This window comes from Streptomyces griseomycini (genome assembly GCF_014203535.1).
GTDB classification, from domain to species: Bacteria; Actinomycetota; Actinomycetes; order Streptomycetales; family Streptomycetaceae; genus Streptomyces; species Streptomyces griseomycini.
The window spans coordinates 137,195-163,251 of the sequence record NZ_JACHJI010000001.1 but is presented as its reverse complement, the minus strand read 5'-3'; the positions used below and the strand labels follow the sequence as shown (position 1 = coordinate 163,251).

The following is a 26,057-nucleotide window of genomic DNA, read 5'->3' as shown; positions in this document are numbered from 1 at the left end:
GGTGGGTGCGCTACGGCGACGCCGGCGGATACAGCGCCCGCGGCAGCTGCGACGCCGCCGCCGCGTCCAGCAGCCACAGGGTGCGGGCACGGCCGTACGCGCCCGCCGCCGGGGCCTGGATCTCGCCCGCGCCCGACAGGGCGATCGCCGCCGCCTCGGCCTTGTCCTCGCCGGCGGCCAGCAGCCACACCTCGCGGGCCGCGCGGATCGCCGGGAGGGTGAGGGTCACCCGGGTCGGCGGGGGTTTGGGCGCGCCGTGCACGCCGACCACCGTGCGCTCCGTCTCCCGGACGGCCGGGAGCTCCGGGAAGAGGGAGGCCACGTGCGTGTCCGGGCCGACGCCCAGCATCAGGACGTCGAACGCCGGGACGGGGCCGTGGTTCTCCGGACCCGCGGCACGGGCCAGTTCCTCCGCGTAGGCGGCGGCCGCCGCGTCCGCGTCGGCGCCGTGCGGTCCGTCGGACGCGGGCATGGCGTGCACGCGCTCCGGGTCCAGCGGCACCGCGTCGAGCAGCGCCTCGCGGGCCTGGGTGACGTTGCGCTCCGGGTCGCCCTCCGGCAGGAACCGCTCGTCGCCCCACCACAGGTCGAGCCGGCCCCAGTCGATCGCGTCCCGGGCCGGGGCCGCCGCCAGCGCGGCCAGCAGGCCGTTGCCGTTGCGGCCACCGGTCAGGACGACGGAGGCCGAGCCCCGCGACGCCTGGGCGTCCACGATCCGCGTGATCAGCCGGGCCGCCGCGGCCTGGGCCATCAGCTCCTTGTCGCGGTGCACGACGAGCTGCGGTGTCGTGGTCACTTCGCCGCCGCCCTCTTCACCGGCGCCTGCGCCGTCGCCCGGTCCGCGGGACCCTTCGCGACCGACTCGACGGGCGCGGGGACCGCTTCGCGCTCCGGCTCCCCTTTGGCCGGCCGCTCACCCGACCCGTCCGGCCGCTCACCCGACGGTTCGCCGGACGCCTCCTCCGACGGCTTCAGCCGCTCCACGCCGTACCGCAGCGCCGACGCGTACGTGTCGTCCGGGTCCAGGCGCCGCAGCTCCTCCGCGATCAGCTCCGCCGTGTCCCGGCGCTTGAGCGCCACCGCACGCTTCGGCTGCCCCTGGATGGACAGCGTCGCCAGCGAACCGTCGGCCCGGTCCAGCACGATCGGGCCGCAGTCGGTGTCCAGGCGGACCGCCGTGAGCCCCGGCCCGGCCGACAGCGAGCGCCGCACGGGGACGTCCAGCCGGTCCGCGAGCCACATCGCCAGCAGCTCGCAGCTCGGGTTGAACTCCTCGCCCTCCACCTCGACGCCGACCACCTCGCAGGCGACCTGGTCCAGGGCCGCGGCCAGCATCGAACGCCACGGCGTGATGCGGGTCCAGGACAGGTCCGTGTCGCCCGGGGTGTAGGCGTCGGCGCGGGCCGTGAGCTCCCGGACCGGGTCCTCGCAGGCGTAGGTGTCGGTCACCCGGCGCTGGGCCAGCGCGCCCAGCGGGTCCTTCGCCGGGTCCAGCGGGGCGTTGACCGGCCACCAGACCACCACCGGGGCGTCCGGCAGCAGCAGCGGCAGCACCACCGACTGGGCGTGGTCGACGACCTCGCCGTACAGCCGCAGCACCACCGTCTCGCCGGTGCCCGCGTCCGCGCCCACCCGCACTTCGGCGTCGAGGCGGGACTGGGTGCGGTCGCGGGGCGAGCGGGAGACGCGCCTGATGACCACGAGCGTGCGCGAGGGGTGCTCGTGCGAGGCGTCGTTCGCCGCCTTCAGCGCGTCGTAGGCGTTCTCCTCGTCCGTCACGATGACCAGCGTGAGCACCATGCCGACGGCCGGGGTGCCGATGGCGCGGCGGCCCTGCACCAGTGCCTTGTTGATCTTGCTGGCCGTGGTGTCCGTGAGGTCTATCTTCATGGCCGGCGCCAGCTCCGTCCGTCTCGCTCGAGCATTTCGTCCGCCTCGACGGGTCCCCACGTACCGGCCGGGTACTGGGCCGGCTTGCCGTTGCCGTCCCAGTACTCCTCGATCGGGTCGAGGATCTTCCAGGACAGCTCGACCTCCTCCGTGCGCGGGAAGAGGTTGGAGTCGCCGAGCAGGACGTCGAGGATCAGCCGCTCGTACGCCTCCGGGCTGGACTCGGTGAACGACTCGCCGTAGGCGAAGTCCATCGACACGTCCCGGATCTCCATCGACGTGCCCGGCACCTTGGAGCCGAACCGCACCGTGACGCCCTCGTCCGGCTGGACGCGGATCACGATGGCGTTGGAGCCCAGTTCCTCGGTGGCGGTGGAGTCGAAGGGGGAGTGCGGCGCCCGCTGGAAGACCACCGCGATCTCGGTGACCCGCCGGCCCAGCCGCTTGCCGGTGCGCAGGTAGAAGGGGACGCCCGCCCAGCGGCGGTTGTCGATGCCCAGCTTGATCGCCGCGTAGGTGTCGGTCCTCGAGGAGGCGTCGATGCCCTCCTCCTCCAGGTAGCCGATGACCTTCGCGCCGCCCTGCCAGCCGGCCGTGTACTGCCCGCGCACGGTGTCCCGGCCCAGGTCCTTCGGCAGCCGGACGGCGCCGAGCACCTTGGTCTTCTCCGCGGCCAGCGCGTCCGCGTCGAAGGAGGCGGGCTCCTCCATCGCGGTCAGCGCGAGCAGCTGCAGGAGGTGGTTCTGGATGACGTCGCGGGCGGCGCCGATGCCGTCGTAGTAGCCGGCCCGGCCGCCGATGCCGATGTCCTCGGCCATGGTGATCTGCACGTGGTCGACGAAGGACCGGTTCCAGATCGGTTCGAACATCTGGTTGGCGAAGCGCAGCGCCAGGATGTTCTGGACGGTCTCCTTGCCCAGGTAGTGGTCGATCCGGAAGACCTGGTCCGGGGCGAACACCTCGTGGACGATCGCGTTCAGCTCCTCGGCCGACCTCAGGTCGTGCCCGAACGGCTTCTCGATGACCGCGCGGCGCCAGGAGCCGTCCTTCTGGTCGGCCAGTCCGTGCTTCTTCAGCTGCTGGATGACCACCGGGAAGGAACGCGGCGGCACCGACAGGTAGAAGGCGAAGTTGCCGCCCGTGCCCTGCGCCTTGTCCAGCTCCTCGATCGTGGCGCGCAGCCGCTCGAAGGACCCGTCGTCGTCGAAGGTGCCCTGCACGAACCGCATGCCCTGGATGAGCTGCTGCCAGACCTCCTCGCGGAAGGGGGTGCGGGCGTGCTCCTTGACCGCGTCGTGGACCTCCTGGGCGAAGTCCTCGTTCGCCCACTCGCGGCGGGCGAAGCCGACCAGCGAGAAGCCCGGCGGCAGCAGCCCCCGGTTGGCGAGGTCGTACACGGCCGGCATCAGCTTCTTGCGGGACAGGTCGCCCGTCACACCGAAGATGACCAGGCCCGACGGCCCCGCGATGCGCGGGAGCCGTCGGTCCGCCGGGTCACGCAGCGGATTGCTGCTGGACAACGCGTCAGCCCTCCGAAGGGGCGAGGCGCCGCAGCTCCGCCTCGGTCGACTTCAGGAGGTCGTTCCAGGACGCCTCGAACTTCTCGACGCCCTCGTCCTCCAGGAGCTGCACCACGTCGTCGTACTTGATGCCGAGCCGCTCCACCGCGTCGAGGTCGGCGCGGGCCTGCTCGTAGGTCCCGGCGACGGTGTTGCCGGTGATCTCGCCGTGGTCCTCGGTGGCCAGCAGGGTGGCCTCCGGCATGGTGTTCACCGTGTTGGGCGCGACCAGGTCGGTGACGTACATGGTGTCCTGGTACGCCTTGTCCTTCACACCGGTGGACGCCCACAGCGGACGCTGCTTGTTGGCGCCCTCGCGCTCCAGCGCGTTCCAGCGGTCCGAGGAGAAGACCTCCTCGTACGCCTGGTAGGCGAGGCGCGCGTTGGCGACGGCGGCCTTGCCGCGCAGCGCCTTGGCCTCGTCGGTGCCGAGCGCGTCGATCCGCTTGTCGATCTCGGTGTCCACGCGGGACACGAAGAACGACGCCACGGAGTGGATCTTCGACAGGTCCAGGCCGCGCTCCTTGGCCTTCTCCAGACCGGTCAGGAACGCGTCCATGACCTTGCGGTAGCGCTCCAGGGAGAAGATCAGCGTCACGTTGACGCTGATGCCCAGGCCGATGGTCTCGGCGATCGCCGGGATGCCGGCCTCGGTCGCCGGGATCTTGATGAGCGTGTTGGGCCGGTCCACCAGCCAGGCCAGCTGCTTGGCCTCGGCGACCGTCGCGCGGGTGTCGTGCGCCAGACGCGGGTCGACCTCGATCGAGACCCGGCCGTCCCGGCCGTCGGTGGCGTCGAAGACCGGGCGCAGGATGTCGGCGGCGTCGCGGACGTCCGCCGTGGTGATCATGCGGATGGCCTCTTCGACGGTGACCTTGCGGGCGGCGAGGTCGGTGAGCTGCTGGTCGTAGCCGTCGCCCTCGGAGATCGCCTTCTGGAAGATCGTCGGGTTGGTGGTGACGCCCACGACGTGCTGCTGGTCGATCAGCTCGGCGAGGTTGCCGGACGTGATCCGCTTGCGCGACAGGTCGTCCAGCCAGATCGCGACGCCTTCCTCGGAAAGGCGCTTGAGTGCGTCTGTCATGGAAATTCCATCTCCTACGTGTCGTGTGTGAGCGTCAGCGCCGGGCCGCGGCGATCGATTCCCGCGCGACGGCGGCCACGTTCTCGGCGGTGAAGCCGAACTCCTCGAACAGCACCTTGCCGTCGGCGGAGGCCCCGAAGTGCTCCAGGGAGACGATGCGACCGGCGTCACCGACGTACTTGTGCCAGGTGAGGCCGATCCCCGCCTCGACGGCCACGCGGGCCCTCACGGAGGGCGGCAGGACGCTGTCCCGGTACCCCTGGTCCTGCTCCTCGAACCACTCGACCGACGGCATGGACACCACGCGCGTCGGCACACCGTCCGCCTGGAGCCGCTCGCGCGCCTCGACGGCGACGTGCACCTCGGAACCGGTCGCGATCAGGATGACCTCCGGCGCACCGCCGTCGGCCTCGAACATGACGTAGCCGCCCTTGGCCGCGTCCTCGTTCGGCTCGTACGTCGGCACGCCCTGACGGGTGAGGGCCAGACCGTGCGGGGTGCCCTTGCCGAACTCCTTGGTCCAGCGCTTGAGGACCTCGCGCCAGGCGATCGCGGTCTCGTTCGCGTCCGCCGGACGGACGACGTTCAGGCCCGGGATCGCGCGCAGCGAGGCCAGGTGCTCGACCGGCTGGTGGGTCGGGCCGTCCTCGCCCAGACCGATGGAGTCGTGCGTCCACACGTACGTCACCGGCAGGTGCATCAGCGCCGACAGCCGCACCGCGTTGCGCATGTAGTCGGAGAACACCAGGAAGGTGCCGCCGTAGATCCGGGTGTTGCCGTGCAGCGCGATGCCGTTCATCTCCGCGGCCATGGCGTGCTCGCGGATGCCGAAGTGGATCGTGCGGCCGTACGGGTCGGCCTCGGGCAGCGGGTTGTCCGCCGGGAGGAACGACGAGGCCTTGTCGATCGTCGTGTTGTTGGAACCGGCCAGGTCGGCCGAGCCGCCCCACAGCTCCGGGATCACCGCGCCGAGCGCCTGGAGCACCTTGCCGGAGGCGGCACGGGTGGCGACGCCCTTGCCCGGCTCGAAGACCGGGATCTTCTCCTCCCAGCCCTTGGGCAGCTCACCGGCGGCGATGCGGTCGTACTCGGCCGCGCGCTCCGGGTTGGCGTCCCGCCACTCCTGGAACGACTTCTCCCACTCGGCCCGGGCCTGCCTGCCCCGCTCCAGCGCCTTGCGGGTGTGGCCGATGACCTCGTCGGACACCTCGAACGTCTGCTCCGGGTCGAAGCCCAGGACGCGCTTGGTGGCCGCCACCTCCTCGTCGCCCAGCGCCGAGCCGTGGGCGGCCTCGGTGTTCTGCGCGTTCGGGGCCGGCCAGGCGATGATCGACCGCATGGCGATGAAGGACGGCCTGTCCGTGACCTTCTTCGCCTCCTGGATCGCGTCGTAGATCGCGTTCGGGTCCAGGTCGCCGTCCGGCTTCGGGGCCACCCGCTGCACGTGCCAGCCGTAGGCCTCGTACCGCTTGACGACGTCCTCGGACACGGCCGTCTCGGTGTCGCCCTCGATCGAGATGTGGTTGTCGTCCCACAGCAGGACCAGGTTGCCGAGCTTCTGGTGGCCGGCCAGCGAGGACGCCTCGGCGGAGATGCCCTCCTGCAGGCAGCCGTCACCGGCGATGCAGTAGACGAAGTGGTCGAACGGGGAGGTGCCGGGGGCGGCCTCCGGGTCGAACAGGCCGCGCTCGTAGCGGGCGGCCATCGCCATGCCGACGGCGTTGGCGACACCCTGGCCCAGGGGGCCGGTCGTCGTCTCCACGCCCCGGGTGTGCCCGTACTCCGGGTGGCCCGGCGTCTTCGAGCCCCAGGTGCGGAAGGACTTCAGGTCGTCCAGCTCCAGGCCGAAGCCGGCCAGGTACAGCTGGGTGTAGAGGGTCAGGGACGAGTGACCGGCGGACAGCACGAAGCGGTCGCGCCCGACCCAGTCGGCGTCCGACGGGTCGTGCCGCATCACCTTCTGGAAGAGGGTGTAGGCGGCGGGCGCCAGGCTCATCGCCGTACCAGGATGGCCGTTGCCGACCTTCTGTACGGCATCGGCGGCCAGGACGCGGGCGGTGTCGACGGCCCGCTGGTCCAACTCGGTCCACTCGAGGTCTGTGGTGGTCGGCTTGGTGCTCACCCTGAGTCAGGGCTCCTCTCCACATGTCGGATGCCGGCGACTACCCGCCGGCGGGGTCGAGCCTACCCCCGTGGGACGTGCGTTCTTTCGAGTCATTCCAGACTGTGGGAACTCCCGTGGATCCGCCTCCTGACTGGGTCGTTCACGCATTCGGCAGATGAATACGGAGCCGCTCATCCGGGTGCTCAATCGAGCTCCCGGGCGCACCTCGGAGGGGGGCGCCCAACACGACCCGACCCCCGCGAATGTCCGGGTCTGGGCAACGTCTAGAGTGGCGTGGTACGCGCGAGCCCTTACCGCCGTCCCACACGCGGAGGCTCGCTGGGATCTCTGTAGGGGTGTGCGTGACGGCCGTTGAATCCCGTCCAGCGGGAATGCTCGGGACGAGCCAGAGCCCGGCCCATCGGCCGTTCGGGGCGCGTGTCATGGCGTTCGTGGCTCTCACCAAGCCGCGGATCATCGAGCTGCTGCTCATCACCACCGTCCCGGTGATGTTCCTGGCGCAGCAGGGTGTGCCCGACCTGGGGCTGGTGCTGCTGACCTGCGTCGGCGGCTACCTGTCCGCGGGCGGCGCCAACGCGCTCAACATGTACATCGACCGCGACATCGACGCGCTGATGGACCGCACCTCGCAGCGCCCGCTGGTGACCGGCATGGTCAGCCCGCGCGAGTGCCTGGCCTTCGGCATCACCCTGGCGGTCGTGTCGACGCTGCTGTTCGGCCTCACCGTCAACTGGCTGTCGGCCTGGCTCGCCCTCGGCGCGCTCCTCTTCTACGTCGTCGTCTACACGATGATCCTCAAGCGGCGCACGGCGCAGAACATCGTGTGGGGCGGCATCGCGGGCTGCATGCCGGTGCTGATCGGCTGGACGGCGGTGACGAACTCGCTGGCGTGGGCCCCGGTCATCCTCTTCCTGGTCATCTTCTTCTGGACGCCGCCGCACTACTGGCCGCTGTCGATGAAGGTGAAGGACGACTACGCGCGCGTGGGCGTGCCGATGCTGCCGGTCATCGCCGGCAACAAGGCGGTCGCCAAGCAGATCGTGATCTACAGCTGGGTGATGGTCGCGGTCTCGCTGCTGCTGACCCCGCTCGGCTACACCGGCTGGTTCTACACGGTGGTCGCGCTGGCCGCGGGCGGCTGGTGGCTGTGGGAGGCGCACGCGCTGCGGAACCGGGCGAAGGCCGAGGTGACCGGCGCCAAGCTCAAGGAGATGCGCCTGTTCCACTGGTCCATCACCTATGTGTCGCTGCTCTTCGTGGCGGTCGCGGTGGACCCCTTCCTGCGGTAACCACCCCGAGACGTCCGACGGGCGGGGTCCAGTGGCCAAGGCCACGGACCCCGCCCGTCGCCGTTCGATCTACCCGTCGGTAGCATCCTGGTCATGGCAGACACGCAGCAGGTGGACCCGAAGGCCGAGCAGAAGGCGGCCCGGCTCGCCCAGCAGATCAGCAGCTTCGCCGAGGCGCACGGCGGCGCCGAGGGACAGGTCGCGTACCTCGGCCAGCGCGGCGCCCGGATCGTGCTCGTCGGCGGGGACGGCGACTGGGGCGACCTGGTGGCGCCCTCCTACGCGATCGCCGAGAAGGCGGTCGAGAAGGCGGGCATCACCGTCCACGAGGACTTCGACGGCGAGTTCGCGGCCAAGGTCAGGACCGGCCCGTACGAGTGGAGCCGCATGGCGGGCATCCAGGTGGGCGGCCCGTCCAACGACTGACCGGCCGACCGCAACACCTACTCACCGGTTCACCCGTTAGGACCTGTAGGCAGCACAGCGTCCACACGGGGAGCCCCGGATGATCGACCCGCCGTCCCTCGTGGACCAGTACTGCCACGGCGTACTGCGCACGGAGCTGGGCCTCGGCACCTTCGAGGCCCAGCTGGTCCGCACCGAGGGCCCGCCCGCCCCGGGCACCACCCTCTTCGACACCCAGACCGGGTTCGCCGTACGCCGCTGGTGCCCGCCCCTGCTCGGCCTGGAGCCGTACTGCCCGCCCGCGCGGTACCTCGCCCGGCGCCGCGAACTGGGCGCCGTCGAGGCGGGGCGCCGGCTGCTGCGCGGCAGCGGCATCACCACCTACCTGGTCGACACGGGCCTGCCCGGCGACCTCACCGGTCCGGCCGAGCTGGCCGCGTCCGCCGGCGCCGACGCCCACGAGATCGTCCGCCTGGAGCAACTGGCCGAACAGGTCGCCGACACCTCCGGCACCGTCGAGTCCTTCCTCGCCAACCTCGCCGAGTCCGTGCACGGCGCCGCCGCGCACGCCGTCGCCTTCGCCTCCGTCGCCGGCCTGCGGCACGGGCTGGCCCTCGCCCCCGCACCGCCCGGGCCGGGGGAGGTGCGCGGCGCGGCCGGGCGCTGGCTGGCCGCCCGTCGGGTCGGGGACGAGCTGAGCGACCCGGTGCTGCTGCGCCACCTGCTGTGGATCGCGGTCGCCTCGGGCCGCCCCCTGCAGCTGCACGCGGGGCTCGGCGCACCGGGCGCCCGCGTCGACCGCGCCGACCCCGTGCTGCTGACCGACTTCGTCCGGGCCACCGCCGGCCTCGGCACCGACCTCGTGCTGCTGCACGGCTACCCGTACCACCGCCACGCCGCCCACCTCGCGGGCGTCTTCCCGCACGTCTACGCCGACTCCGGCGCCGCGCTCGTACGCACCGGCGCCCGTGCGGCGACCGTCCTCGCGGAGCTCCTGGAACTCGCTCCCTTCGGCAAGATCCTCTTCTCCACCGGCGCCCGGGGTCTGCCCGAGCTGCACGTCGTCGGGGCCCGGCTGTTCCGCGAGGCGCTCGGCCGGGTGCTCGGCACCTGGGTGGCGGAGGGCGCGTGGGCACCGGCGGACGCGCAGCGGGTGGGCGGAATGATCGCCGCGGGGAACGCGGGCAGGGTGTACGGGCTGGGGTGAGGCGGGAAGACCGGTCGTATGCCGACCGACACCCTGCTCGACCGCTTCCTCACCGGCCTCGCACCGCTCGCCCCCGTCGCCGTCTGGGCGCACGGCTCACTGGCCGGCGGCGACTACCGGGAGGGCCGCAGCGACCTGGACCTGATCGCGGTCCTGGACCACCCGATCACGGCCCGGACGGTGTGGCGGGTGGCGCTGCTGCACGCCCGGCTGCGGGCCGAGCCGCTCGCCGACCGGCTGCACTGCACCTACCTGACGCCGGACACCGCGGCGGGCGCCGAGCGGCGCCACCTCACCTGGGCGCACGAGCGGCTGTTCGCACGGCCGGTCACCCCGGTCACCCGGAGCGAGCTGCACACCTTCGGGCGCGTCCTGCACGGGGCGCCGCCCGCGGACGTGCTGCCGCCGGTGCCGGACGGCGAACTCGCCGCGTTCGTGGTGCGCGACCAGCGCGACTTCTGGCGGCCGGCGGTGGACCGGGCCGCTCTGTGGGAGCGGGACGTGTGGGTCGACCTGGGCCTGCTGACCTTCGCGCGCGCCACCGTCACCCTGCGCGAGGGCCGGCTGATCTCCAAGCGGGAGGCCCTGGAGGCACTGCCCGGCCTCGGCGCGCCCGTCGAGGTCGTCGAGGACGTCAGGAGCAGGCGCTACGGCGATCCCGCGCCGCCGGCCGAGGGGTGGACCGCACGCCGGGCCCGGCTGACCCGGGACTACCTGGGAGCGGCGATCGACGCGCTCGTCGCGCGGGACGGCTGAGCCGCGGGCGCCGCCGGGCCGGGCACGTCCGCCTCCGGCCGCTCGCGCAGCGACAGCAGGACCCGGATCACCCAGATCCACATCACGCTCGAGCCGAACATGTGCAGGCCGACCAGGACCTCGGGGAGGTCCGTGAAGTACTGCACGTAACCGATCGCCCCCTGCGCGAGCAGGATCAGGAACAGCTCGCGGGTGCGGTTCAGCGGGCCCTCGGGGGCGTCGACCGCCTTGAGGACGAACCACAGGGCGAAGGTCAGCGTCACCACGATCCACGCCAGCACGGCGTGCACCTTGCTGACCGTCTCCCAGTCGACCGGCATCCGCGGGACCTCGCTGGAGTCGCCCGCGTGCGGGCCGGCGCCGGTGACCACCGTGCCGACCAGGATGAGCAGCACGGAGACGGCGGTCAGCACCCACACCAACTGCCGGACGGCCCTGCCGGCCAGGGGGCGCGGTGCGGCGTCGCCCTCCCGGGTGCGGTGCCACATCACGGTGGCCACGGCGATGAGCGCCGCGGTCGCCACGAAGTGGGCCGCCACGGTGTACGGGTTGAGGCCGACGAGCACGACGATGCCGCCGAGGACGGCGTTGCTCATCACGATCCAGAACTGGGCCCAGCCCAGCCGGGTGAGGTCACGCCGGTACGGCTTCTGGGAGCGCGCGGCGATGATCGCCCAGCCGACGGCGGCGCACAGCACGTAGGTCAGCAGGCGGTTGCCGAACTCGATGACGCCGTGCAGGCCCATCTCGCTGGTCGTGGTGAGCGAGTCCTCGGTGCACTTGGGCCAGGTCGGGCAGCCCAGGCCCGAGCCGGTCAGCCGTACGGCACCGCCGGTGACCACGATGACCACCGACATGACGAGCGCGGCGAGGGCCGCCCGCCGGACCGTCCGGGGGGCCGGGGTCCAGCGTGCGGCGATGAAGGCGAGGGGGTTGCGCACGGCCGCCTGGGCGTCGGCGCGGGTCACGTTTGGCACGCGTCCCATCGTAGGACGCCGCTTGTGCATGCTTTCACGAGGGTCGCTCACGGTGCTTTCCCGGTGCTCATTCCCAGCGGAAGAGCTTCCCGGCCGCGGCGAGACCCGCGACCGCCCAGACGGCGAGGATCCCGAGGTCGTCCCACGGCACCCCGGCCCCGTGCCGGAGCACGTCCCGCAGTCCCTCCGACAGCGCGGAGATCGGCAGCAGGCCGAGCACGTCCCGGGCCGCGTCCGGGAACCTGTCCAGCGGCACGACCACTCCGCCGCCGACGAGCAGCAGCAGGAACACCAGGTTGGCGGCGGCGAGCGTCGCCTCGGCCTTCAGGGTGCCCGCCATCAGCAGGCCGAGCCCGGAGAAGGCGGCCGTGCCCAGCACCAGCAGCAGGAACACCGTGAACGGGTCGCCCTGCGGCGACCAGCCGAGCACGAGGGCGATCACCGTGACCAGGGCCACCTGGAGGACCTCGGTGACCAGCACGGACAGCGTCTTCGCGGTCATCAGTCCCCAGCGCGGCAGCGGGGACGAGGCCAGCCGCTTCAGCACCCCGTACCGGCGCTCGAAGCCGGTCGCGATGGCCTGCCCGGTGAACGCCGTCGACATCACGGCGAGCGCCAGGACGCCCGGGGCGAGGAAGTCCACCGTCTCGCCCTCGCCGGTGTCCACGACGTCCACGGTGCTGAAGAGCACCAGCAGCAGCGTGGGGATGACCACCGTCAGCAGCAGCTGCTCGCCGTTGCGCAGCAGCATCTTCGTCTCGAGCACGGCCTGCGCGGCGATCATGCGGGGGAGCGGTGCCGCACCCGGCTTCGGTGAGTAGGTGCCGGTGGTCGTCACGAGCGCAGCTCCTTGCCGGTCAGCTCCAGGAAGACGTCTTCGAGGGTGTGCCGCTCCACCGAGATCCGGTCCGGCATCACCCCGTGCTGGGCGCACCAGGAGGTGACCGTGGCGAGCAGCTGCGGGTCCACCTTGCCGACGACCCGGTACGAGCCCGGCACCGGTTCGTCGGCGGAGGAGTCGGCGGGCAGGGCCTTGAGCAGCGAGGCCACGTCCAGACCGGGACGGCCGGTGAAGCGGAGCGTGTTCTCGGCGCCGCCCCTGCACAGCTCCTCGGGGGAGCCCTGGGCGATGACCCGGCCGGCGTCGATGATCGCGACGTCGTCGGCGAGCTGTTCGGCCTCGTCCATGTAGTGGGTGGTGAGGATCACGGAGACGCCGTCGGCGCGCAGGTCCCGCACGAGGTCCCAGGTGGCGCGGCGGGCCTGCGGGTCGAGACCGGCCGTCGGCTCGTCCAGGAACACCAGCTCGGGACGTCCGACCACGGCCATCGCCAGCGCGAGCCGCTGCTGCTGGCCGCCGGAGAGCCGCCGGTACGCCGTGCGGCCGCAGGAGCCGAGCCCGAGCCGCTCGATCAGCGCGTCCACGTCCAGCGGATGCGCGTGCAGCCTCGCCACGTGCCGGAGCATCTCGTCCGCCCGTGCGCCCGAGTAGACGCCGCCGGACTGGAGCATCACGCCGACGCGGGGCCGCAGCGCCGCCGAGTCCCGCACCGGGTCGAGGCCCAGGACGCGCACCGTGCCGGAGTCCGGCCGCCGGTACCCCTCGCAGGTCTCGACCGTGGTCGTCTTGCCCGCCCCGTTGGGACCGAGCACGGCGGTCACGCCCTGCCGGGCCACCAGGTCGAGGCCGTCCACCGCGGTCTTCGTTCCGTACCGCTTCACCAGGGCCTGGACCTGGACCACGGGCTCACTTCGCATGGGTCACGAGTCTAGGGAGGCGGCGGGCGCCTCAGACCGCGGGGTTCTCGAACTCCTCCGCCCGGGGGCGGTGCAGCTCCAGCCACCGCTCGGCGTACGCCACCGCGTCCGCCAGCGGGAACAGCCGTGCCCCGGCCGCCCCGGCCCGGCCGTGCGCCACGGGACGGTCCCGCTCGAAGTCGTGCCCGAGTTCGTCGAACCGCTCGGAGGAGATCGACACCTCGGTCACCGTCTCCCAGCCGTCGGGACCGGGCCGGCCCACCTCGACGCGCGGGGCGGGGACGCGGTACTCGGCGAGGTGGAAGGCGGTGCAGCTGTCGTATCCGGCCCCGAGCAGCAGCACCCGCGCGCCGATCCGCTCCAGGACGGCCAGCGGGCTGCGCTCCCCGAGCCGGCAGTCGGTCGCGTGCCCGGCGACGACCTCGGCGGACCGCGGGCCCACCGCCGCGAACGACGTCTGGGGGTGCGCGCTGCGCAGGGCGCCCGGCCAGGTCCGCACGGTCTCCGGGACCACCCCCACCCCCCGCGTGGGCGTGGTCAGCGGGTCGTACGCGGGCATGGTGGCCCGGATGGCGCCCCACCACTCCTCGGGTACGGCCGGCGCCCGCCACAGCGCCGGGTCGGAGAGGTGGCCGGACTGGGCGGGTACCACCAGCGTGCCGTCCGGGCCGAGCGCGTCGAGCAGCGCCCCGACGACCGTGACCGGGCCGCCGTTGACCCAGCCCAGGGAGCTGAGCGAGGAGTGCACGAGGAGGGTCTCGCCCGGCCGCACGCCGAGCTCGCGCAGCTGCGCGGCGAGGCTGTCCCGGGTGACGAGAGGACCGGTGGGAAGGGCTGCGGACATGGTCCGTGAGTCTCCCGGACGCCACCGCAGGGCGCCATCGAATTGATCGACCGAAGATCGTTCCCGCAGGTCACCTTAGGTTTGCCTAAGTGACGCAGCGCACCGTGGGGCCGTCCGGGCGCGGCTTGCCCGGCTCGGACGAATTACGCAACAATGGCGTTGTGAAAAACGTTGGCGAGGCTTCCCACGAGGAACTGGCGACCGGAGAGCGGTCCACCCGCAACCGGGTCGCCCGCTCCATCCTGGACCACGGCCCGTCGACCGTCGCCGAACTGGCCGAGCGGCTCGGGCTCACGCAGGCGGCCGTCCGCCGGCACCTGGACGCGCTGGCCGCGGACAACGTCGTGGAGGCCCGCGAGCGGCGGGTCTACGGCGCGCGCACGCGCGGCCGCCCGGCGAAGGTGTTCGCCCTCACCGACTGCGGGCGGGACGCCTTCGACCAGTCCTACGACAAGCTCGCGGTGGACGCGATGCGCTGGATCGCCGAGCGCGAGGGCGGGGACGAGGCGGTCGCCGCCTTCGCCCGCGCCAGGATCGCCGCGCAGGCGGACGCCTACCGCAGGGCGGTCGAGGCCGCGGCCCCCGAGGAGCGGACGGAAGCCCTGGCCAAGGCCCTGAGCGCGGACGGGTACGCTGCGACGGCGCGCAGCGCACCGGTCGGCGAGCAGCTGTGCCAGCACCACTGCCCGGTCGCCCACGCCGCCGAGAAGTTCCCGCAGCTGTGCGAGGCCGAGACGGAATTTTTCGCCGAGCTTCTCGGTACGCATGTGCAGCGGCTGGCGACCATCGCGCACGGCGACGGCGTCTGCACGACGTTCATCCCCAAGATTTCCCACCACGCATCTGCAAGCACGTCCGGGAGGAACCCCGCATGACTCTCCCCACGGAGACTGCCCACCCCGAGCTCGAGGGCCTGGGCAAGTACGAATACGGCTGGGCCGACCGTGACGAGGCCGGCGCGTCGGCGCGCCGTGGCCTGAACGAGGACGTCGTCCGGGACATCTCCGGGAAGAAGGACGAGCCGGAGTGGATGACCAAGCTCCGCCTCAAGGGCCTGCGCCTGTTCGAGAAGAAGCCCATGCCGAACTGGGGCTCGGACCTCTCCGGCATCGACTTCGACAACATCAAGTACTTCGTGCGCTCCACGGAGAAGCAGGCGCAGTCCTGGGAGGACCTGCCCGAGGACATCAAGAACACCTACGACAAGCTGGGCATCCCCGAGGCCGAGAAGAAGCGCCTCGTCGCCGGTGTCGCCGCCCAGTACGAGTCGGAGGTCGTCTACCACCAGATCCGCGAGGACCTGGAGGAGCAGGGTGTCATCTTCCTCGACACCGACACGGCCCTGAAGGAGCACCCCGAGCTCTTCAAGGAGTACTTCGGCACGGTCATCCCGGCCGGTGACAACAAGTTCGCCGCGCTGAACACCGCCGTGTGGTCCGGCGGCTCCTTCATCTACGTGCCGAAGGGCGTGCACGTCGAGATCCCGCTCCAGGCCTACTTCCGGATCAACACCGAGAACATGGGCCAGTTCGAGCGGACCCTGATCATCGTCGACGAGGGCGCCTACGTGCACTACGTCGAGGGCTGCACGGCTCCGATCTACAAGTCGGACTCGCTGCACAGCGCCGTGGTCGAGATCATCGTCAAGAAGAACGCCCGCTGCCGCTACACGACCATCCAGAACTGGTCGAACAACGTCTACAACCTGGTCACCAAGCGCGCCGTGGCCTACGAGGGCGCGACCATGGAGTGGGTCGACGGCAACATCGGCTCCAAGGTGACGATGAAGTACCCGGCCGTCTACCTGATGGGCGAGCACGCCAAGGGCGAGACCCTGTCCATCGCCTTCGCCGGCGAGGGCCAGCACCAGGACGCGGGCGCCAAGATGGTCCACATGGCCCCGAACACGTCCTCCAACATCGTCTCCAAGTCCGTGGCGCGCGGCGGCGGCCGCACCTCCTACCGCGGTCTGATCGAGATCGGCGAGGGCGCCCCGGGCTCGAAGTCCAACGTGCTGTGCGACGCGCTGCTCGTCGACACGATCTCCCGCTCGGACACCTACCCCTACGTGGACGTCCGCGAGGACGACGTGTCCATGGGCCACGAGGCGACCGTCTCCAAGGTCTCCGAGGACCAGCTCTTCTACCTGATGAGCCGCGGTCTGTCCGAGGACGAGGCGATGGCGATGATCGTGCGCGGCTTCGTCGAGCCGATCGCCAAGGAACTGCCGATGGAGTACGCGCTCGAGCTCAACCGGCTGATCGAGCTGCAGATGGAAGGCGCGGTCGGCTAAGCACCGGCGCCGTTCCGTCAAGCCACTCACGTACACGAAAGCGAGCACTACGACAGCCATGGCTGAGGCTCAGAACATCCCCGTGGGCTCCACCACCGCGGGTTCGATCGCGGTCGCCGCCGAGTCGACCGTCGCCACCCGTATGAGCGCGCCCCCGTCCTTCGACGTGGCGGACTTCCCCGTCCCCCACGGCCGCGAGGAGGAGTGGCGGTTCACCCCGCTGGAGCGGCTGCGCGGTCTGCACGACGGCACCGCCACCGCCACCGGCGAGGGCGTCAAGGTCACCGTCGAGGCGCCCGAGGGCGTCACCGTCGAGACCGTCGGCCGCGACGACGCGCGGCTCGGCCGCGCCGGCACCCCGGTGGACCGCGTCGCCGCCCAGGCGTACTCCGCCTTCGAGCAGGCCTCGGTCGTGACCGTGCCGAAGGAGACCGTCCTCACCGAGCCGATCCGCATCGCGGTGCACGGCGAGGGCGGCACCGCCTACGCCCACCAGGTGATCGAGCTCGGCGCCTTCGCCGAGGCCGTCGTGGTCATCGACCACACCGGTGACGCGGTGCTCGCCGCCAACGTCGAGTACGTCATCGGCGACGGCGCCAAGCTGACCGTCGTCTCGGTCCAGGACTGGGACGACAAGGCGGTGCACGCCGCCCAGCACGACGCCCTCGTCGGCCGGGACGCCTCCCTCAAGTCGATCATCGTCACCTTCGGCGGCGACGTGGTCCGGCTGCACCCGCGGGTGCGGTACGCCGGCCCCGGCGGGGAGGCCGAGCTGTTCGGCCTGTACTTCACCGACGCCGGCCAGCACCAGGAGCACCGCCTCCTGGTCGACCACAACGTCCCGCACTGCAAGTCGAACGTCGTCTACAAGGGCGCGCTCCAGGGCGACGACGCGCACGCCGTGTGGATCGGCGACGTGCTCATCGAGGCCAAGGCCGAGGGCACCGACACCTACGAGATGAACCGCAACCTGGTCCTCACCGACGGCGCCCGCGTCGACTCCGTGCCCAACCTGGAGATCGAGACCGGTGAGATCGTCGGCGCCGGCCACGCCTCCGCGACCGGCCGCTTCGACGACGAGCAGCTCTTCTACCTGATGGCCCGCGGCATCCCGGAGAAGGACGCCCGCCGTCTGGTGGTCCGCGGCTTCTTCGCCGAGCTGGTCCAGCAGATCGGCCTCCCCGACATCGAGGAGCGCCTGATCGGCAGGATCGAGGAGGAGCTGGAGGCTTCGGTCGCATGACCTTCCGACGCGCCTGCGGGCTGAGCGAGCTGGAGGAGGACACCCCGAAGCGGGTGGAACTCGACGGCACGCCGGTCTCCATCGTGCAGACCGGGGGCGAGGTGTTCGCGATCCACGACATCTGCTCGCACGCGAACGTCTCCCTCTCGGAGGGCGAGGTGGACGACTGCCACATCGAGTGCTGGCTGCACGGCTCGCGTTTCGACCTCCGTTCCGGCAAGCCCGACGCCCTTCCGGCGACGCGCCCCGTCCCCGTATACCCCGTAAAGATCGAAGGGGACGACGTGCTCGTCTCCCTCACCCAGGAGTCCTGAGGCACCCATGGCAACGCTTGAAATCCGAGACCTGCACGTCACCGTCGAGGCCGACAACGCCACGAAGGAGATCCTCAAGGGCGTCGACCTCACCGTGAAGCAGGGCGAGACGCACGCCATCATGGGCCCCAACGGCTCGGGCAAGTCGACCCTCGCCTACTCCCTCGCGGGTCACCCCAAGTACACGATCACCGGCGGCACCGTCACCCTCGACGGCGAGGACGTCCTGGAGATGTCCGTCGACGAGCGCGCCCGCGCCGGCCTGTTCCTCGCGATGCAGTACCCGGTCGAGGTCCCCGGCGTCTCCGTCTCCAACTTCCTGCGCACCTCCGCCACCGCCATCCGCGGCGAGGCCCCCAAGCTGCGCACCTGGGTGAAGGAGGTCAAGGAGGCCATGGAGCGCCTCAACATGGACCCCGCCTTCGCCGAGCGCAACGTCAACGAGGGCTTCTCCGGCGGTGAGAAGAAGCGCCACGAGATCCTCCAGCTCGAGCTGCTCAAGCCGAAGGTCGCGATCCTCGACGAGACCGACTCCGGCCTGGACGTCGACGCGCTGCGCGTCGTCTCCGAGGGCGTCAACCGAGTCCGCGAGACCGGCGAGGTCGGCACCCTGCTGATCACGCACTACACGCGCATCCTGCGCTACATCAAGCCCGACCACGTCCACGTCTTCGCGAACGGCAGGATCGTCGAGTCCGGTGGCGCCGAGCTCGCCGACAAGCTGGAGGCGGAGGGGTACGAGGCATACACGAAGGGTGGCGCATCCGCGTGACACAGCTGCCGGGCCTCCTCGACACCGAGGCGATCCGCAAGGACTTCCCCGTCCTGGACCGCGTCGTCCACGACGGGCGGAAGCTCGTGTACCTGGACAACGCGGCGACCAGCCAGAAGCCGCGCCAGGTGCTGGACGCCCTGAGCGAGTACTACGAGCGCTACAACGCCAACGTCCACCGCGGTGTGCATGTGCTCGCCGAGGAGGCCACGGCGCTGTACGAGGGCGCGCGCGACAAGGTCGCGGAGTTCGTCAACGCGCCCTCGCGCGACGAGGTGATCTTCACCAAGAACGCCTCCGAGTCGCTCAACCTCGTGGCCAACATGCTCGGCTGGGCCGACGAGCCCTACCGGGTGGACCACGAGACCGAGATCGTCATCACGGAGATGGAGCACCACTCCAACATCGTGCCGTGGCAGCTGCTGGCGCAGCGCACGGGCGCGAAGCTGAAGTGGTTCGGCCTCACCGACGACGGCCGGCTCGACCTGTCGAACATCGACGAGATCATCACCGAGAAGACGAAGATCGTCTCCTTCGTGCTGGTGTCCAACATCCTGGGCACGGTCAACCCGGTCGAGGCCATAGTGCGCCGCGCCCAGGAGGTCGGCGCCCTGGTCTGCGTCGACGCCTCCCAGGCCGCGCCGCACATGCCGCTGGACGTGCAGGCCCTCCAGGCCGACTTCGTGGCCTTCACCGGCCACAAGATGTGCGGCCCGACCGGCATCGGCGTCCTCTGGGGCCGCCAGGAGCTGCTGGAGGACCTGCCTCCGTTCCTCGGCGGCGGCGAGATGATCGAGACCGTGTCGATGAGCTCGTCGACGTACGCCCCGGCCCCGCACAAGTTCGAGGCGGGCACCCCGCCGATCGCCCAGGCGGTCGGCCTCGGTGCGGCGATCGACTACCTGTCGTCGATCGGCATGGACAAGATCCTCGCCCACGAGCACGCGATCACCGAGTACGCGGTCAAGCGCCTGGCCGAGGTCCCGGACCTGCGCATCATCGGCCCCGCCACGGCCGAGGAGCGCGGCGCCGCGATCTCGTTCACGCTCGGTGACATCCACCCCCACGACGTGGGCCAGGTCCTCGACGAACAGGGCATCGCCGTCCGGGTCGGCCACCACTGCGCGCGGCCGGTCTGCCTGAGGTACGGAATTCCCGCGACCACGCGAGCGTCGTTCTATCTGTACTCCACGCCGGCCGAGATCGACGCACTGGTCGACGGCCTGGAGCACGTACGGAACTTCTTCGGATGAGGGGCTGAGGCGTGAAGCTGGACTCCATGTACCAGGACGTCATCCTGGACCACTACAAGAACCCGCACGGGCGGGGTCTTCGGGATGGCGACGCCGAGGTGCACCACGTCAACCCGACATGCGGCGACGAGATCACGCTGCGCGTGAAGTACGACGGCACGACCGTCAGCGACGTCAGTTACGAGGGGCAGGGCTGCTCCATCAGCCAGGCCAGCGCCTCGGTGCTGAACGACCTGCTGGTCGGCAAGGACCTGTCCGAGGCGCAGAGGATCCAGGAGACCTTCCTGGAGCTGATGCAGTCCAAGGGAAGGCTCGAGCCCGACGACGCGATGGAGGAGATCCTGGAGGACGCGGTCGCGTTCGCCGGTGTCTCCAAGTACCCGGCCCGGGTCAAGTGCGCCCTCCTCAGCTGGATGGCGTGGAAGGACGCGACGGCCCAGGCGCTGGGCTCCGGCGCCGACGCCGAAAGGACAACCGCATGAGCGAGACCGTGGAGATGAAGCCGGCCTCGGAGGAGGAGCTCCGAGAGGCCCTGATGGACGTCGTCGACCCCGAGCTGGGCATCGACGTCGTCAACCTCGGCCTGATCTACGGCATCCACATCGACGACTCCAACGTGGCGACCGTCGACATGACCCTGACCTCCGCGGCCTGCCCGCTGACGGACGTCATCGAGGACCAGGCCAAGTCCGCCACGGACGGCCTGGTCAGCGAACTGCGCATCAACTGGGTCTGGATGCCGCCGTGGGGCCCCGACAAGATCACGGACGACGGCCGTGAGCAGCTGCGGGCGCTCGGGTTCAACGTCTGAGACGCACGGCACCCAGGAGAACGGCGACGCCCCACGGGCGTCGCCGTTCCCGTGTCCGGCGCACACCCGTTATGTACGCTCGTACACATGGGATACCTGCTGCTGGCCGGGGCGATCGCCGCCGAGGTGGGCGCCACCACCGCGATGAAGTACAGCGACGGTTTCAGCAGGCTCTGGCCCTCGCTGCTGACGCTGTTCGGATACGTGGTCTCCTTCACCCTGCTCGCGCAGACGCTGCGCACCGTCTCCGTCGGCACGGCGTACGCGATCTGGGCCGGAGTGGGCACCGCCGCCATCGCCACGATCGGCGTCCTGTTCCTGGGGGAGGGGCTCACCGTCGTCAAGGCCACCGGCATCGCACTGATCATCGTGGGCGTGGTCGTGCTCAACCTCGGGGGCGCGCACTGATGGCCCGGCGCCACGACCCCGAGCGGCGGCAGCGGATCATCGACGCGGCGATCCGGGTGGTGGGCCGCAGCGGCATCGCCGGGCTCAGCCACCGCAGTGTCGCCGCCGAGGCCGATGTGCCGCTCGGCTCCACGACGTACCACTTCGCGACGCTCGACGAGCTGATGGTCGCCGCCCTGCGGCAGGCGAACGAGGGCTTCGCCGAGACGGTCGCCGCGCGCGGCGGCCTGGAGGACCCGGAGACCGACCTGGCGGCCGAGCTCGCCGCGCTGATGGGCGAGTGGCTGGCCGGTGAACGTACCGGCGTGGAGCTGGAGTACGAGCTGTACCTGGCGGCCCTGCGCCGTCCCGCCCTGCGCCCCGTCGCGGCCGAGTGGTGCGAGGGCGTCGCCGAGCGCCTGTCCCGCCGCACGGACCCGGTCACCGCCCGCGCCCTGGTCGCGCTGCTGGACGGCATCTGCCTCCAGGCCCTGCTGACCGACACGCCCTATGACGAGGAGTACGCCCGGGAGGTGCTGGCCCGGGTCATCCCGGGACGGTGAGCGCCGCGGTGCCGGGCCGCCCGCCACCTGAGACGCCGACGCACCGGTTCGCATCGCCGGCCCCCCGCCGGTTAGGTTGCCCTCATGACCGACACGACTGCTCAGAGCACCACCGGCGCCGTGGCCGCCGGCCTCGCCACCGTCGCCGCCGACGGCACCGTCCTCGACACCTGGTTCCCCGCGCCCGGACTCGTCGCCGAACCCGGCCCCTCCGGCACCGAGCGGCTCTCCGCGGAGCAGGCCGCGGAACTCCTCGGCGGCGGCGCCACCGCGGCGATCGGGCCGGACGCCCGCCGGGGCGTCGAGGTCATCGCGGTCCGCACGGTCATCTCCTCGCTGGACGAGAAGCCGGTCGACGCGCACGACGTCTACCTGCGCCTCCACCTGCTCTCGCACCGCCTGGTCAAGCCGCACGGCCAGAGCCTGGACGGCATCTTCGGCCACCTCGCCAACGTCGCCTGGACCTCGCTCGGCCCGGTCGCCGTGGACGACATCGAGAAGGTGCGGCTCAACGCCCGCGCCGAGGGCCTGCACCTGCAGGTGACCTCCATCGACAAGTTCCCGCGCATGACGGACTACGTCGTCCCCAAGGGCGTGCGGATCGCCGACGCCGACCGGGTCCGCCTCGGCGCCCACCTCGCCGAGGGCACCACCGTCATGCACGAGGGCTTCGTCAACTTCAACGCCGGCACGCTCGGCACGTCGATGGTCGAGGGCCGCATCTCGGCCGGTGTCGTGATCGGCGACGGCTCGGACATCGGCGGCGGGGCCTCCACCATGGGCACGCTCTCCGGCGGCGGCAACGTGATCATCTCCATCGGCGAGCGCTGCCTGATCGGCGCCGAGGCGGGCGTGGGCATCGCGCTCGGCGACGAGTGCGTCGTCGAGGCCGGCCTCTACGTCACCGCCGGCACCCGCGTCACCATGCCCGACGGCGAGATCGTCAAGGCCCGCGAACTGTCCGGCGCCTCCAACATCCTCTTCCGCCGCAACTCCGTCACCGGCACGGTCGAGGCCCGGCCGAACAACGCGGTCTGGGGCGGCCTGAACGAGGTCCTCCACAGCCACAACTGACCCCGTTCCGGCGGCCCGTCCGCTCACGTACGGGTTACTCCCCGTGACCTCGAGGTCTTCTTGGCAGATGAACAGGTGGACACAGAGTCCGATCAGACGCCGGGACGACTGACATACAGGAAAAGGGGACGGGCGATGACGAACGAGCGGCTGTGGAGCGTACTCCGTCGTGTGACGGGGGTGGTCGGAGTTCTGGCCGCGGTGCTCCTGTGCGGGACACTGGCCGATTCCGCGTACGCGGACGAGACCAACACCGGCTCCCACAACGGGCCCCGGATCGGACTGCTCAACGTCAACGTCGGGCAGGTCGACGACCCCGCGGAGGACGTGCTGGAGCACTTCCTGCTGTTCGGGGACGGGTACGCCTGGAGCTGAGGGCTCCTCGACGGGGCGTTCGCCTCGACGGGCCGGGGCCGCACCGCGCTTCCGCGCGCGGTGCGGCCCCGGCCCGTTCGTCTGGACGCTCCGTGGTTTTCCCGTGGGCGGTGGCATAGCGGGAGGGGTCCGCGCGCGTCCATAGGGGCGCAGGGGGCGGACACCGGGTCCGCTCCCGGGGGAAGAGAAGGCGACGATGGATGTCGAAGCGCAGGAGAGTTTCCGGGAATTCGTGGCGAACCGGTCGTCCGCGCTGCTGAAGACCGCGGTCCTGCTGAGCGGCGGTGACCGGCACGCGGGCGAGGACCTGCTCCAGAACGCGCTGATCAAGGCGGCGGGCCGCTGGCACCGGATCGACGAACCCGAGGCCTACGTCCGGCAGGTCCTCTACCGGCAGCAGATCAGCCGCTGGCGTCTGAAGTGGCGCGCCCGCGAGCTGAGCGTGGCCGAGCCGCCGGACGTCGGCGCGGACGGGGAGGCAGCGGCCACCGCCGAGCTGCGCCTGCTGATGCGCGGCGCGCTGGCCCGGCTCACCGCGCGGCAGCGCACCGTGCTGGTGCTGCGCTACTTCGAGGACCTGCCCGAGGCCGAGGTGGCCCGCATCCTGGGCTGCTCCGTCGGCACCGTGCGGTCCACCACCCACCGCTCCCTGGCCCGGCTGCGCGCCCTCGCGCCCGAGCTGCGGGCCCTCGGCCCGGCCGGCACCGAGCAGCAGCCGTCCCGTGACTACTCGCCCGTGGAGGTACGGCCATGAACGTCGACGAACTCGTGCGCGACGCGTTGCGCGAGCAGGCAGCGGAACTGGCGGCGCCCGGACCGGGGTTCGCCGACCGCGTGCTGGCGGTGCGCCGGCGCCGCCGCACGCGCAGGCTGGTCTCCGTCGCCGCCGCCACGACGGCCGTGGTCGCGGTCGCCGTGGGCGTGCCGCTGCTGGACACCGGGAAGGAGGAGGTCCGCCCCGCCGCCGTCCTGGACGGGAACGGCGTCCTCGCGCACCCGGACCAGTCGCCGCCGCGCGACCTGATCGCGGCCGGCCGGTCGGTGCTGGCCGCCTACTACACGGCGGAGCCCGCGGTGCGGTCGGACGACCGGGCCGCACTCACCCGCACCTACTGGCTGCTCGACCCGGAGACCGGGAGGTACGAGAAGGACGACCGGTGGTCGTTCGTCGCCGTCGCGCCCGGCGCGCGCACCGCGGCCGTCCTGGAACGGGAGCTGCCCGCCCGGCGGATCGGCATCCTCGACCTGGCCACGGGCCGCGTCGACCGGTGGATCCCCGTCGACCGCGGGGTCGGCGGCCTCGCCTTCTCGCGCGACGGCGGCAGGCTCGTCGCCACGACGTACGGTGAGCACCCCGACCTGATGGTGCGGATGAAGGCGGGGCAGAAGGAGGGCTTCCCGGCCGACGAGGTCTGGGTGCCGCAGTTCAGCGGCAAGTCCTCCCGCAGCGGCTTCTACGTCCTGGACGTGGCCGACGGCAAGGGCGCCTGGAGCCCGGTCGCGAAGCGCCGGGACGTCAACGGCCGGCAGGACTTCGCGTTCTCCCGGGACGGCCGGCTCCTGTACGCGCAGGTCATCGGGGGAAGCGACGGAATGCAGCAGTTCTACGACCTCGCCGGGAACGAGGTCGCCGCGCCCGCGGACGAACGGCACCTGCGGTCCGACGTCGGCGCGCGGCTGTCCCCCGACGGCAGTCTCGCCGCGCTCGGGCTGACGGCCGAGGCCAAGGACAAGTCCTGGTCCGAGATCCGCGACCCGCGCACGGGCAAGGAGGTCGCCCGGGTGCGCGGGGCGGAGCTGCTCGCCTGGGTGGACGACCGGCGGCTGATCGCCTGGGAGCGGGCTCCCGGACCGGGGGAGTACCGGCCGCGGCTGGTCCTGGTCACCATCGGCAGCGAGAAGGTCGTGCCGCTGAGCGGGGTGCGCGAGCCGGACGACTACCTCGAGACGGTGGAGTGGCAGCCGGTGTTCGTCGAACGCCGGGCCTAGGGCCTCTCGTTCGGATCAGACCCCGCTCCCTGATCCGGCCTGATCCAGACGCAAGACCCTAGAAGGGGCCGGTTCCGCCGGGGCCGGTCAGGCGGTCGTGCACGGCCCTGAGCCCGTCGGTCGTCCCGCGGTCGGCGGGCCTCAGGGGCGGGCGGACCGGACCCGCGGGCAGGCCCAGCGTCGTGAGCAGGGCCTTCGCCGTGACCGTGCCGGGGAGGCCGCCGGCCATCATCGCCTCGATGAGGGCGGTCGCCCGCTGCTGGAGGCGGGCCGCCCGGGCCGTGTCGCCCGCGTCGAAGGCGTCCAGGACGGCACGGACGTGGCCCGGGACGACGTTCGCGACCGTGCTGACGCAGCCCGCGCCGCCGACCGCGTACAGGGCCAGGTTGTGCTCGTCGCAGCCCGCGTAGTACGCGAGGTCCGTGCGGGCGAGGACCTTCTGGGCGGCCAGGAAGTCGTACGAGCAGTCCTTGACCGCCACGATCCGGGGGTGCTCGGCGAGGCGGAGCAGGGTGTCGGGCTCGATGCGGACGCCGGTGCGGGCCGGGATGTCGTACAGGGCGAGGGGGAGCCCCGTGGTGTCCGCGATCTCGCGGAAGTGCGCCTCGACCGCGTCCTGCGGGGGCCGGCTGTAGTACGGCGCGACCACCAGGAGGCCGTCGGCGCCGGCCTTCTCGGCCGCACGGGCCAGTCCGGCGGTGTGGAGGGTGTCGGAGGTGCCGACGCCCGCGACGATCGACGCGCGGCCGCCCACCGCCTCGCGTACCGCCGTGATGAGGGACGACTTCTCCGCGTCCGTGGTGGTCGGGGATTCCCCCGTGGTGCCGGAGAGGACCAGGCCGTCGCAGCCGTGGGCCACCAGGTGGTCGGCCAGCCGCTGGGCGCCGTCGAGGTCGAGCGCGCCGTCGGGGGTGAACGGGGTGACCATCGCGCACAGGACGCGGCCGAAGGGGCGCGCCGCGGGGGAGGTCGTGGGGGAGGTCGTGGGAGGTGCCATGGGAGTAGTGTCGGCCGTGCCATTGTGAAGATCTACTGATGATTTCTGTCCGGTACGGGTAAGCGTTGCTGTCGAACGGCGGACAGTGGCCC

28 protein-coding genes are annotated in these 26,057 nt (G+C 71.7%); 18 read left to right on the top strand and 10 right to left on the bottom strand.

Annotated features, from left to right (window positions below; all coding sequences use genetic code 11):
* Window positions 1–10: 10 nt before the first annotated feature.
* Genes pgl through tkt form a run of 5 tightly spaced genes read right to left on the bottom strand, consistent with a single transcriptional unit; the run spans window position 11 to window position 6,655 of the window.
* Window positions 11–796, bottom strand: a complete 786-nt coding sequence (gene pgl, locus FHS37_RS00775) for a 6-phosphogluconolactonase (RefSeq protein WP_184817018.1) — start codon at window positions 794–796, stop codon at window positions 11–13.
* Window positions 793–1,890: a glucose-6-phosphate dehydrogenase assembly protein OpcA gene (gene opcA / locus FHS37_RS00770; RefSeq protein WP_184817017.1), complete on the bottom strand. Its 1,098-nt coding sequence runs from the start codon at window positions 1,888–1,890 to the stop codon at window positions 793–795. Before opcA ends, pgl begins: the two co-directional genes overlap by 4 nt.
* Window positions 1,887–3,410, bottom strand: a complete 1,524-nt coding sequence (gene zwf / locus FHS37_RS00765; protein WP_184817016.1) for a glucose-6-phosphate dehydrogenase — start codon at window positions 3,408–3,410, stop codon at window positions 1,887–1,889. Before zwf ends, opcA begins: the two co-directional genes overlap by 4 nt.
* Window positions 3,411–3,414: 4 nt before the next feature.
* Window positions 3,415–4,533 carry a transaldolase gene (gene tal, locus FHS37_RS00760; RefSeq protein ID WP_184817015.1) on the bottom strand — a complete coding sequence of 373 codons (1,119 nt, stop codon included), beginning with the start codon at window positions 4,531–4,533 and terminating at the stop codon, window positions 3,415–3,417.
* 34 nt (window positions 4,534–4,567) lie between these two features.
* Entirely contained in the window at window positions 4,568–6,655 is a 2,088-nt protein-coding gene (tkt, locus tag FHS37_RS00755; RefSeq protein ID WP_184817014.1) for a transketolase, read from the bottom strand.
* Window positions 6,656–7,029: 374 nt separating this feature from the next.
* Here tkt and FHS37_RS00750 point away from each other — a divergent pair, with 374 nt between their 5' ends.
* The 4 genes from FHS37_RS00750 (at window position 7,030) to FHS37_RS00735 (ending at window position 10,315) form a co-directional block, all read left to right on the top strand.
* Window positions 7,030–7,947, top strand: coding sequence for a heme o synthase (locus tag FHS37_RS00750; RefSeq protein WP_184817013.1), 918 nt, complete (start codon window positions 7,030–7,032; stop codon window positions 7,945–7,947).
* Between the two features lie 93 nt (window positions 7,948–8,040).
* Window positions 8,041–8,373: a hypothetical protein gene (locus FHS37_RS00745; RefSeq protein WP_184817012.1), complete on the top strand. Its 333-nt coding sequence runs from the start codon at window positions 8,041–8,043 to the stop codon at window positions 8,371–8,373.
* 79 nt (window positions 8,374–8,452) lie between these two features.
* The gene (locus tag FHS37_RS00740; RefSeq protein ID WP_184817011.1) at window positions 8,453–9,559 is read left to right on the top strand and encodes an amidohydrolase family protein; all 1,107 of its coding nucleotides are present in this window, start codon (window positions 8,453–8,455) and stop codon (window positions 9,557–9,559) included.
* An 18-nt stretch (window positions 9,560–9,577) separates the two neighbouring features.
* Window positions 9,578–10,315 carry a nucleotidyltransferase domain-containing protein gene (locus tag FHS37_RS00735; RefSeq protein WP_184817010.1) on the top strand — a complete coding sequence of 246 codons (738 nt, stop codon included), beginning with the start codon at window positions 9,578–9,580 and terminating at the stop codon, window positions 10,313–10,315.
* On the opposite strand, the gene FHS37_RS00730 is transcribed toward FHS37_RS00735, so the two are convergent.
* The 4 genes from FHS37_RS00730 to FHS37_RS00715 are packed head-to-tail and all read right to left on the bottom strand — an operon-like array spanning window position 10,270 to window position 13,894.
* Window positions 10,270–11,301, bottom strand: a complete 1,032-nt coding sequence (locus tag FHS37_RS00730) for a COX15/CtaA family protein (protein ID WP_375372287.1) — start codon at window positions 11,299–11,301, stop codon at window positions 10,270–10,272. The two genes, FHS37_RS00735 and FHS37_RS00730, sit on opposite strands and share 46 nt — an antisense overlap.
* Before the next feature lie 58 nt (window positions 11,302–11,359).
* Window positions 11,360–12,130, bottom strand: a complete 771-nt coding sequence (locus FHS37_RS00725; protein WP_184817008.1) for an ABC transporter permease — start codon at window positions 12,128–12,130, stop codon at window positions 11,360–11,362.
* Window positions 12,127–13,050, bottom strand: coding sequence for an ABC transporter ATP-binding protein (locus FHS37_RS00720; protein ID WP_184817007.1), 924 nt, complete (start codon window positions 13,048–13,050; stop codon window positions 12,127–12,129). The genes FHS37_RS00725 and FHS37_RS00720 overlap by 4 nt, the downstream gene beginning before the upstream one ends.
* 31 nt (window positions 13,051–13,081) lie before the next feature.
* Window positions 13,082–13,894, bottom strand: coding sequence for an AAC(3) family N-acetyltransferase (locus FHS37_RS00715; protein WP_184817006.1), 813 nt, complete (start codon window positions 13,892–13,894; stop codon window positions 13,082–13,084).
* Between the two features lie 161 nt (window positions 13,895–14,055).
* On the opposite strand from FHS37_RS00715, the gene FHS37_RS00710 reads away from it, so the two are divergent.
* From FHS37_RS00710 to FHS37_RS00645, 14 genes are all read left to right on the top strand, one after another.
* Window positions 14,056–14,769 (top strand): helix-turn-helix transcriptional regulator, encoded by a 714-nt coding sequence (locus FHS37_RS00710; RefSeq protein WP_184817005.1) that lies wholly within the window; start codon window positions 14,056–14,058, stop codon window positions 14,767–14,769.
* Window positions 14,766–16,187 carry a Fe-S cluster assembly protein SufB gene (gene sufB / locus FHS37_RS00705; protein ID WP_184817004.1) on the top strand — a complete coding sequence of 474 codons (1,422 nt, stop codon included), beginning with the start codon at window positions 14,766–14,768 and terminating at the stop codon, window positions 16,185–16,187. The genes FHS37_RS00710 and sufB overlap by 4 nt, the downstream gene beginning before the upstream one ends.
* A gap of 58 nt (window positions 16,188–16,245) precedes the next feature.
* Window positions 16,246–17,430 carry a Fe-S cluster assembly protein SufD gene (gene sufD, locus FHS37_RS00700; protein ID WP_184817003.1) on the top strand — a complete coding sequence of 395 codons (1,185 nt, stop codon included), beginning with the start codon at window positions 16,246–16,248 and terminating at the stop codon, window positions 17,428–17,430.
* A complete protein-coding gene (locus FHS37_RS00695; protein ID WP_184817002.1) occupies window positions 17,427–17,744 on the top strand; it encodes a non-heme iron oxygenase ferredoxin subunit in 318 nt (105 codons plus the stop codon). Before sufD ends, FHS37_RS00695 begins: the two co-directional genes overlap by 4 nt.
* Before the next feature lie 7 nt (window positions 17,745–17,751).
* Window positions 17,752–18,516: a Fe-S cluster assembly ATPase SufC gene (sufC, locus tag FHS37_RS00690; RefSeq protein WP_184817001.1), complete on the top strand. Its 765-nt coding sequence runs from the start codon at window positions 17,752–17,754 to the stop codon at window positions 18,514–18,516.
* On the top strand, window positions 18,513–19,769 hold the full coding sequence (locus FHS37_RS00685) for a cysteine desulfurase (RefSeq protein WP_184817000.1): 1,257 nt from the start codon (window positions 18,513–18,515) through the stop codon (window positions 19,767–19,769). Before sufC ends, FHS37_RS00685 begins: the two co-directional genes overlap by 4 nt.
* Before the next feature lie 11 nt (window positions 19,770–19,780).
* Window positions 19,781–20,251 carry a Fe-S cluster assembly sulfur transfer protein SufU gene (sufU, locus tag FHS37_RS00680; RefSeq protein ID WP_184816999.1) on the top strand — a complete coding sequence of 157 codons (471 nt, stop codon included), beginning with the start codon at window positions 19,781–19,783 and terminating at the stop codon, window positions 20,249–20,251.
* Complete coding sequence (locus FHS37_RS00675) at window positions 20,248–20,580, top strand: metal-sulfur cluster assembly factor (protein WP_073942328.1); 333 nt, start codon at window positions 20,248–20,250, stop codon at window positions 20,578–20,580. Before sufU ends, FHS37_RS00675 begins: the two co-directional genes overlap by 4 nt.
* An 87-nt stretch (window positions 20,581–20,667) precedes the next feature.
* Window positions 20,668–20,988, top strand: coding sequence for a DMT family transporter (locus FHS37_RS00670; protein ID WP_184816998.1), 321 nt, complete (start codon window positions 20,668–20,670; stop codon window positions 20,986–20,988).
* The gene (locus FHS37_RS00665) at window positions 20,988–21,530 is read left to right on the top strand and encodes a TetR/AcrR family transcriptional regulator (RefSeq protein ID WP_184816997.1); all 543 of its coding nucleotides are present in this window, start codon (window positions 20,988–20,990) and stop codon (window positions 21,528–21,530) included. Before FHS37_RS00670 ends, FHS37_RS00665 begins: the two co-directional genes overlap by 1 nt.
* Before the next feature lie 84 nt (window positions 21,531–21,614).
* Window positions 21,615–22,604 carry a 2,3,4,5-tetrahydropyridine-2,6-dicarboxylate N-succinyltransferase gene (gene dapD, locus FHS37_RS00660; RefSeq protein WP_184816996.1) on the top strand — a complete coding sequence of 330 codons (990 nt, stop codon included), beginning with the start codon at window positions 21,615–21,617 and terminating at the stop codon, window positions 22,602–22,604.
* Between the two features lie 135 nt (window positions 22,605–22,739).
* Entirely contained in the window at window positions 22,740–22,979 is a 240-nt protein-coding gene (locus FHS37_RS00655) for a hypothetical protein (protein WP_184816995.1), read from the top strand.
* A 196-nt stretch (window positions 22,980–23,175) separates the two neighbouring features.
* A complete protein-coding gene (locus FHS37_RS00650) occupies window positions 23,176–23,733 on the top strand; it encodes a SigE family RNA polymerase sigma factor (RefSeq protein ID WP_184816994.1) in 558 nt (185 codons plus the stop codon).
* Window positions 23,730–24,968, top strand: a complete 1,239-nt coding sequence (locus tag FHS37_RS00645; RefSeq protein ID WP_184816993.1) for a WD40 repeat domain-containing protein — start codon at window positions 23,730–23,732, stop codon at window positions 24,966–24,968. The genes FHS37_RS00650 and FHS37_RS00645 overlap by 4 nt, the downstream gene beginning before the upstream one ends.
* A 58-nt stretch (window positions 24,969–25,026) precedes the next feature.
* On the opposite strand, the gene dapA is transcribed toward FHS37_RS00645, so the two are convergent.
* On the bottom strand, window positions 25,027–25,965 hold the full coding sequence (gene dapA / locus FHS37_RS00640) for a 4-hydroxy-tetrahydrodipicolinate synthase (protein ID WP_184816992.1): 939 nt from the start codon (window positions 25,963–25,965) through the stop codon (window positions 25,027–25,029).
* Window positions 25,966–26,057 lie beyond the last annotated feature (92 nt).

Excerpts from the sequence above, each read along its gene's own strand:
- FHS37_RS00715 (WP_184817006.1), bottom strand. The coding sequence starts at position 13,894 with ATGTCCGCAGCCCTTCCCACCGGTCCTCTCGTCACCCGGGACAGCCTC.
- FHS37_RS00650 (WP_184816994.1), top strand. The coding sequence starts at position 23,176 with ATGGATGTCGAAGCGCAGGAGAGTTTCCGGGAATTCGTGGCGAACCGG.
- FHS37_RS00730 (WP_375372287.1), bottom strand. The coding sequence starts at position 11,301 with ATGGGACGCGTGCCAAACGTGACCCGCGCCGACGCCCAGGCGGCCGTG.
- FHS37_RS00720 (WP_184817007.1), bottom strand. The coding sequence starts at position 13,050 with ATGCGAAGTGAGCCCGTGGTCCAGGTCCAGGCCCTGGTGAAGCGGTAC.
- FHS37_RS00655 (WP_184816995.1), top strand. The coding sequence starts at position 22,740 with ATGACGAACGAGCGGCTGTGGAGCGTACTCCGTCGTGTGACGGGGGTG.
- FHS37_RS00675 (WP_073942328.1), top strand. The coding sequence starts at position 20,248 with ATGAGCGAGACCGTGGAGATGAAGCCGGCCTCGGAGGAGGAGCTCCGA.
- FHS37_RS00665 (WP_184816997.1), top strand. The coding sequence starts at position 20,988 with ATGGCCCGGCGCCACGACCCCGAGCGGCGGCAGCGGATCATCGACGCG.
- FHS37_RS00695 (WP_184817002.1), top strand. The coding sequence starts at position 17,427 with ATGACCTTCCGACGCGCCTGCGGGCTGAGCGAGCTGGAGGAGGACACC.
- dapA (WP_184816992.1), bottom strand. The coding sequence starts at position 25,965 with ATGGCACCTCCCACGACCTCCCCCACGACCTCCCCCGCGGCGCGCCCC.
- FHS37_RS00740 (WP_184817011.1), top strand. The coding sequence starts at position 8,453 with ATGATCGACCCGCCGTCCCTCGTGGACCAGTACTGCCACGGCGTACTG.
- FHS37_RS00735 (WP_184817010.1), top strand. The coding sequence starts at position 9,578 with ATGCCGACCGACACCCTGCTCGACCGCTTCCTCACCGGCCTCGCACCG.
- opcA (WP_184817017.1), bottom strand. The coding sequence starts at position 1,890 with ATGAAGATAGACCTCACGGACACCACGGCCAGCAAGATCAACAAGGCA.
- FHS37_RS00745 (WP_184817012.1), top strand. The coding sequence starts at position 8,041 with ATGGCAGACACGCAGCAGGTGGACCCGAAGGCCGAGCAGAAGGCGGCC.
- dapD (WP_184816996.1), top strand. The coding sequence starts at position 21,615 with ATGACCGACACGACTGCTCAGAGCACCACCGGCGCCGTGGCCGCCGGC.
- FHS37_RS00645 (WP_184816993.1), top strand. The coding sequence starts at position 23,730 with ATGAACGTCGACGAACTCGTGCGCGACGCGTTGCGCGAGCAGGCAGCG.
- sufB (WP_184817004.1), top strand. The coding sequence starts at position 14,766 with ATGACTCTCCCCACGGAGACTGCCCACCCCGAGCTCGAGGGCCTGGGC.
- tal (WP_184817015.1), bottom strand. The coding sequence starts at position 4,533 with ATGACAGACGCACTCAAGCGCCTTTCCGAGGAAGGCGTCGCGATCTGG.
- sufC (WP_184817001.1), top strand. The coding sequence starts at position 17,752 with ATGGCAACGCTTGAAATCCGAGACCTGCACGTCACCGTCGAGGCCGAC.
- sufD (WP_184817003.1), top strand. The coding sequence starts at position 16,246 with ATGGCTGAGGCTCAGAACATCCCCGTGGGCTCCACCACCGCGGGTTCG.
- FHS37_RS00670 (WP_184816998.1), top strand. The coding sequence starts at position 20,668 with ATGGGATACCTGCTGCTGGCCGGGGCGATCGCCGCCGAGGTGGGCGCC.
- FHS37_RS00750 (WP_184817013.1), top strand. The coding sequence starts at position 7,030 with ATGCTCGGGACGAGCCAGAGCCCGGCCCATCGGCCGTTCGGGGCGCGT.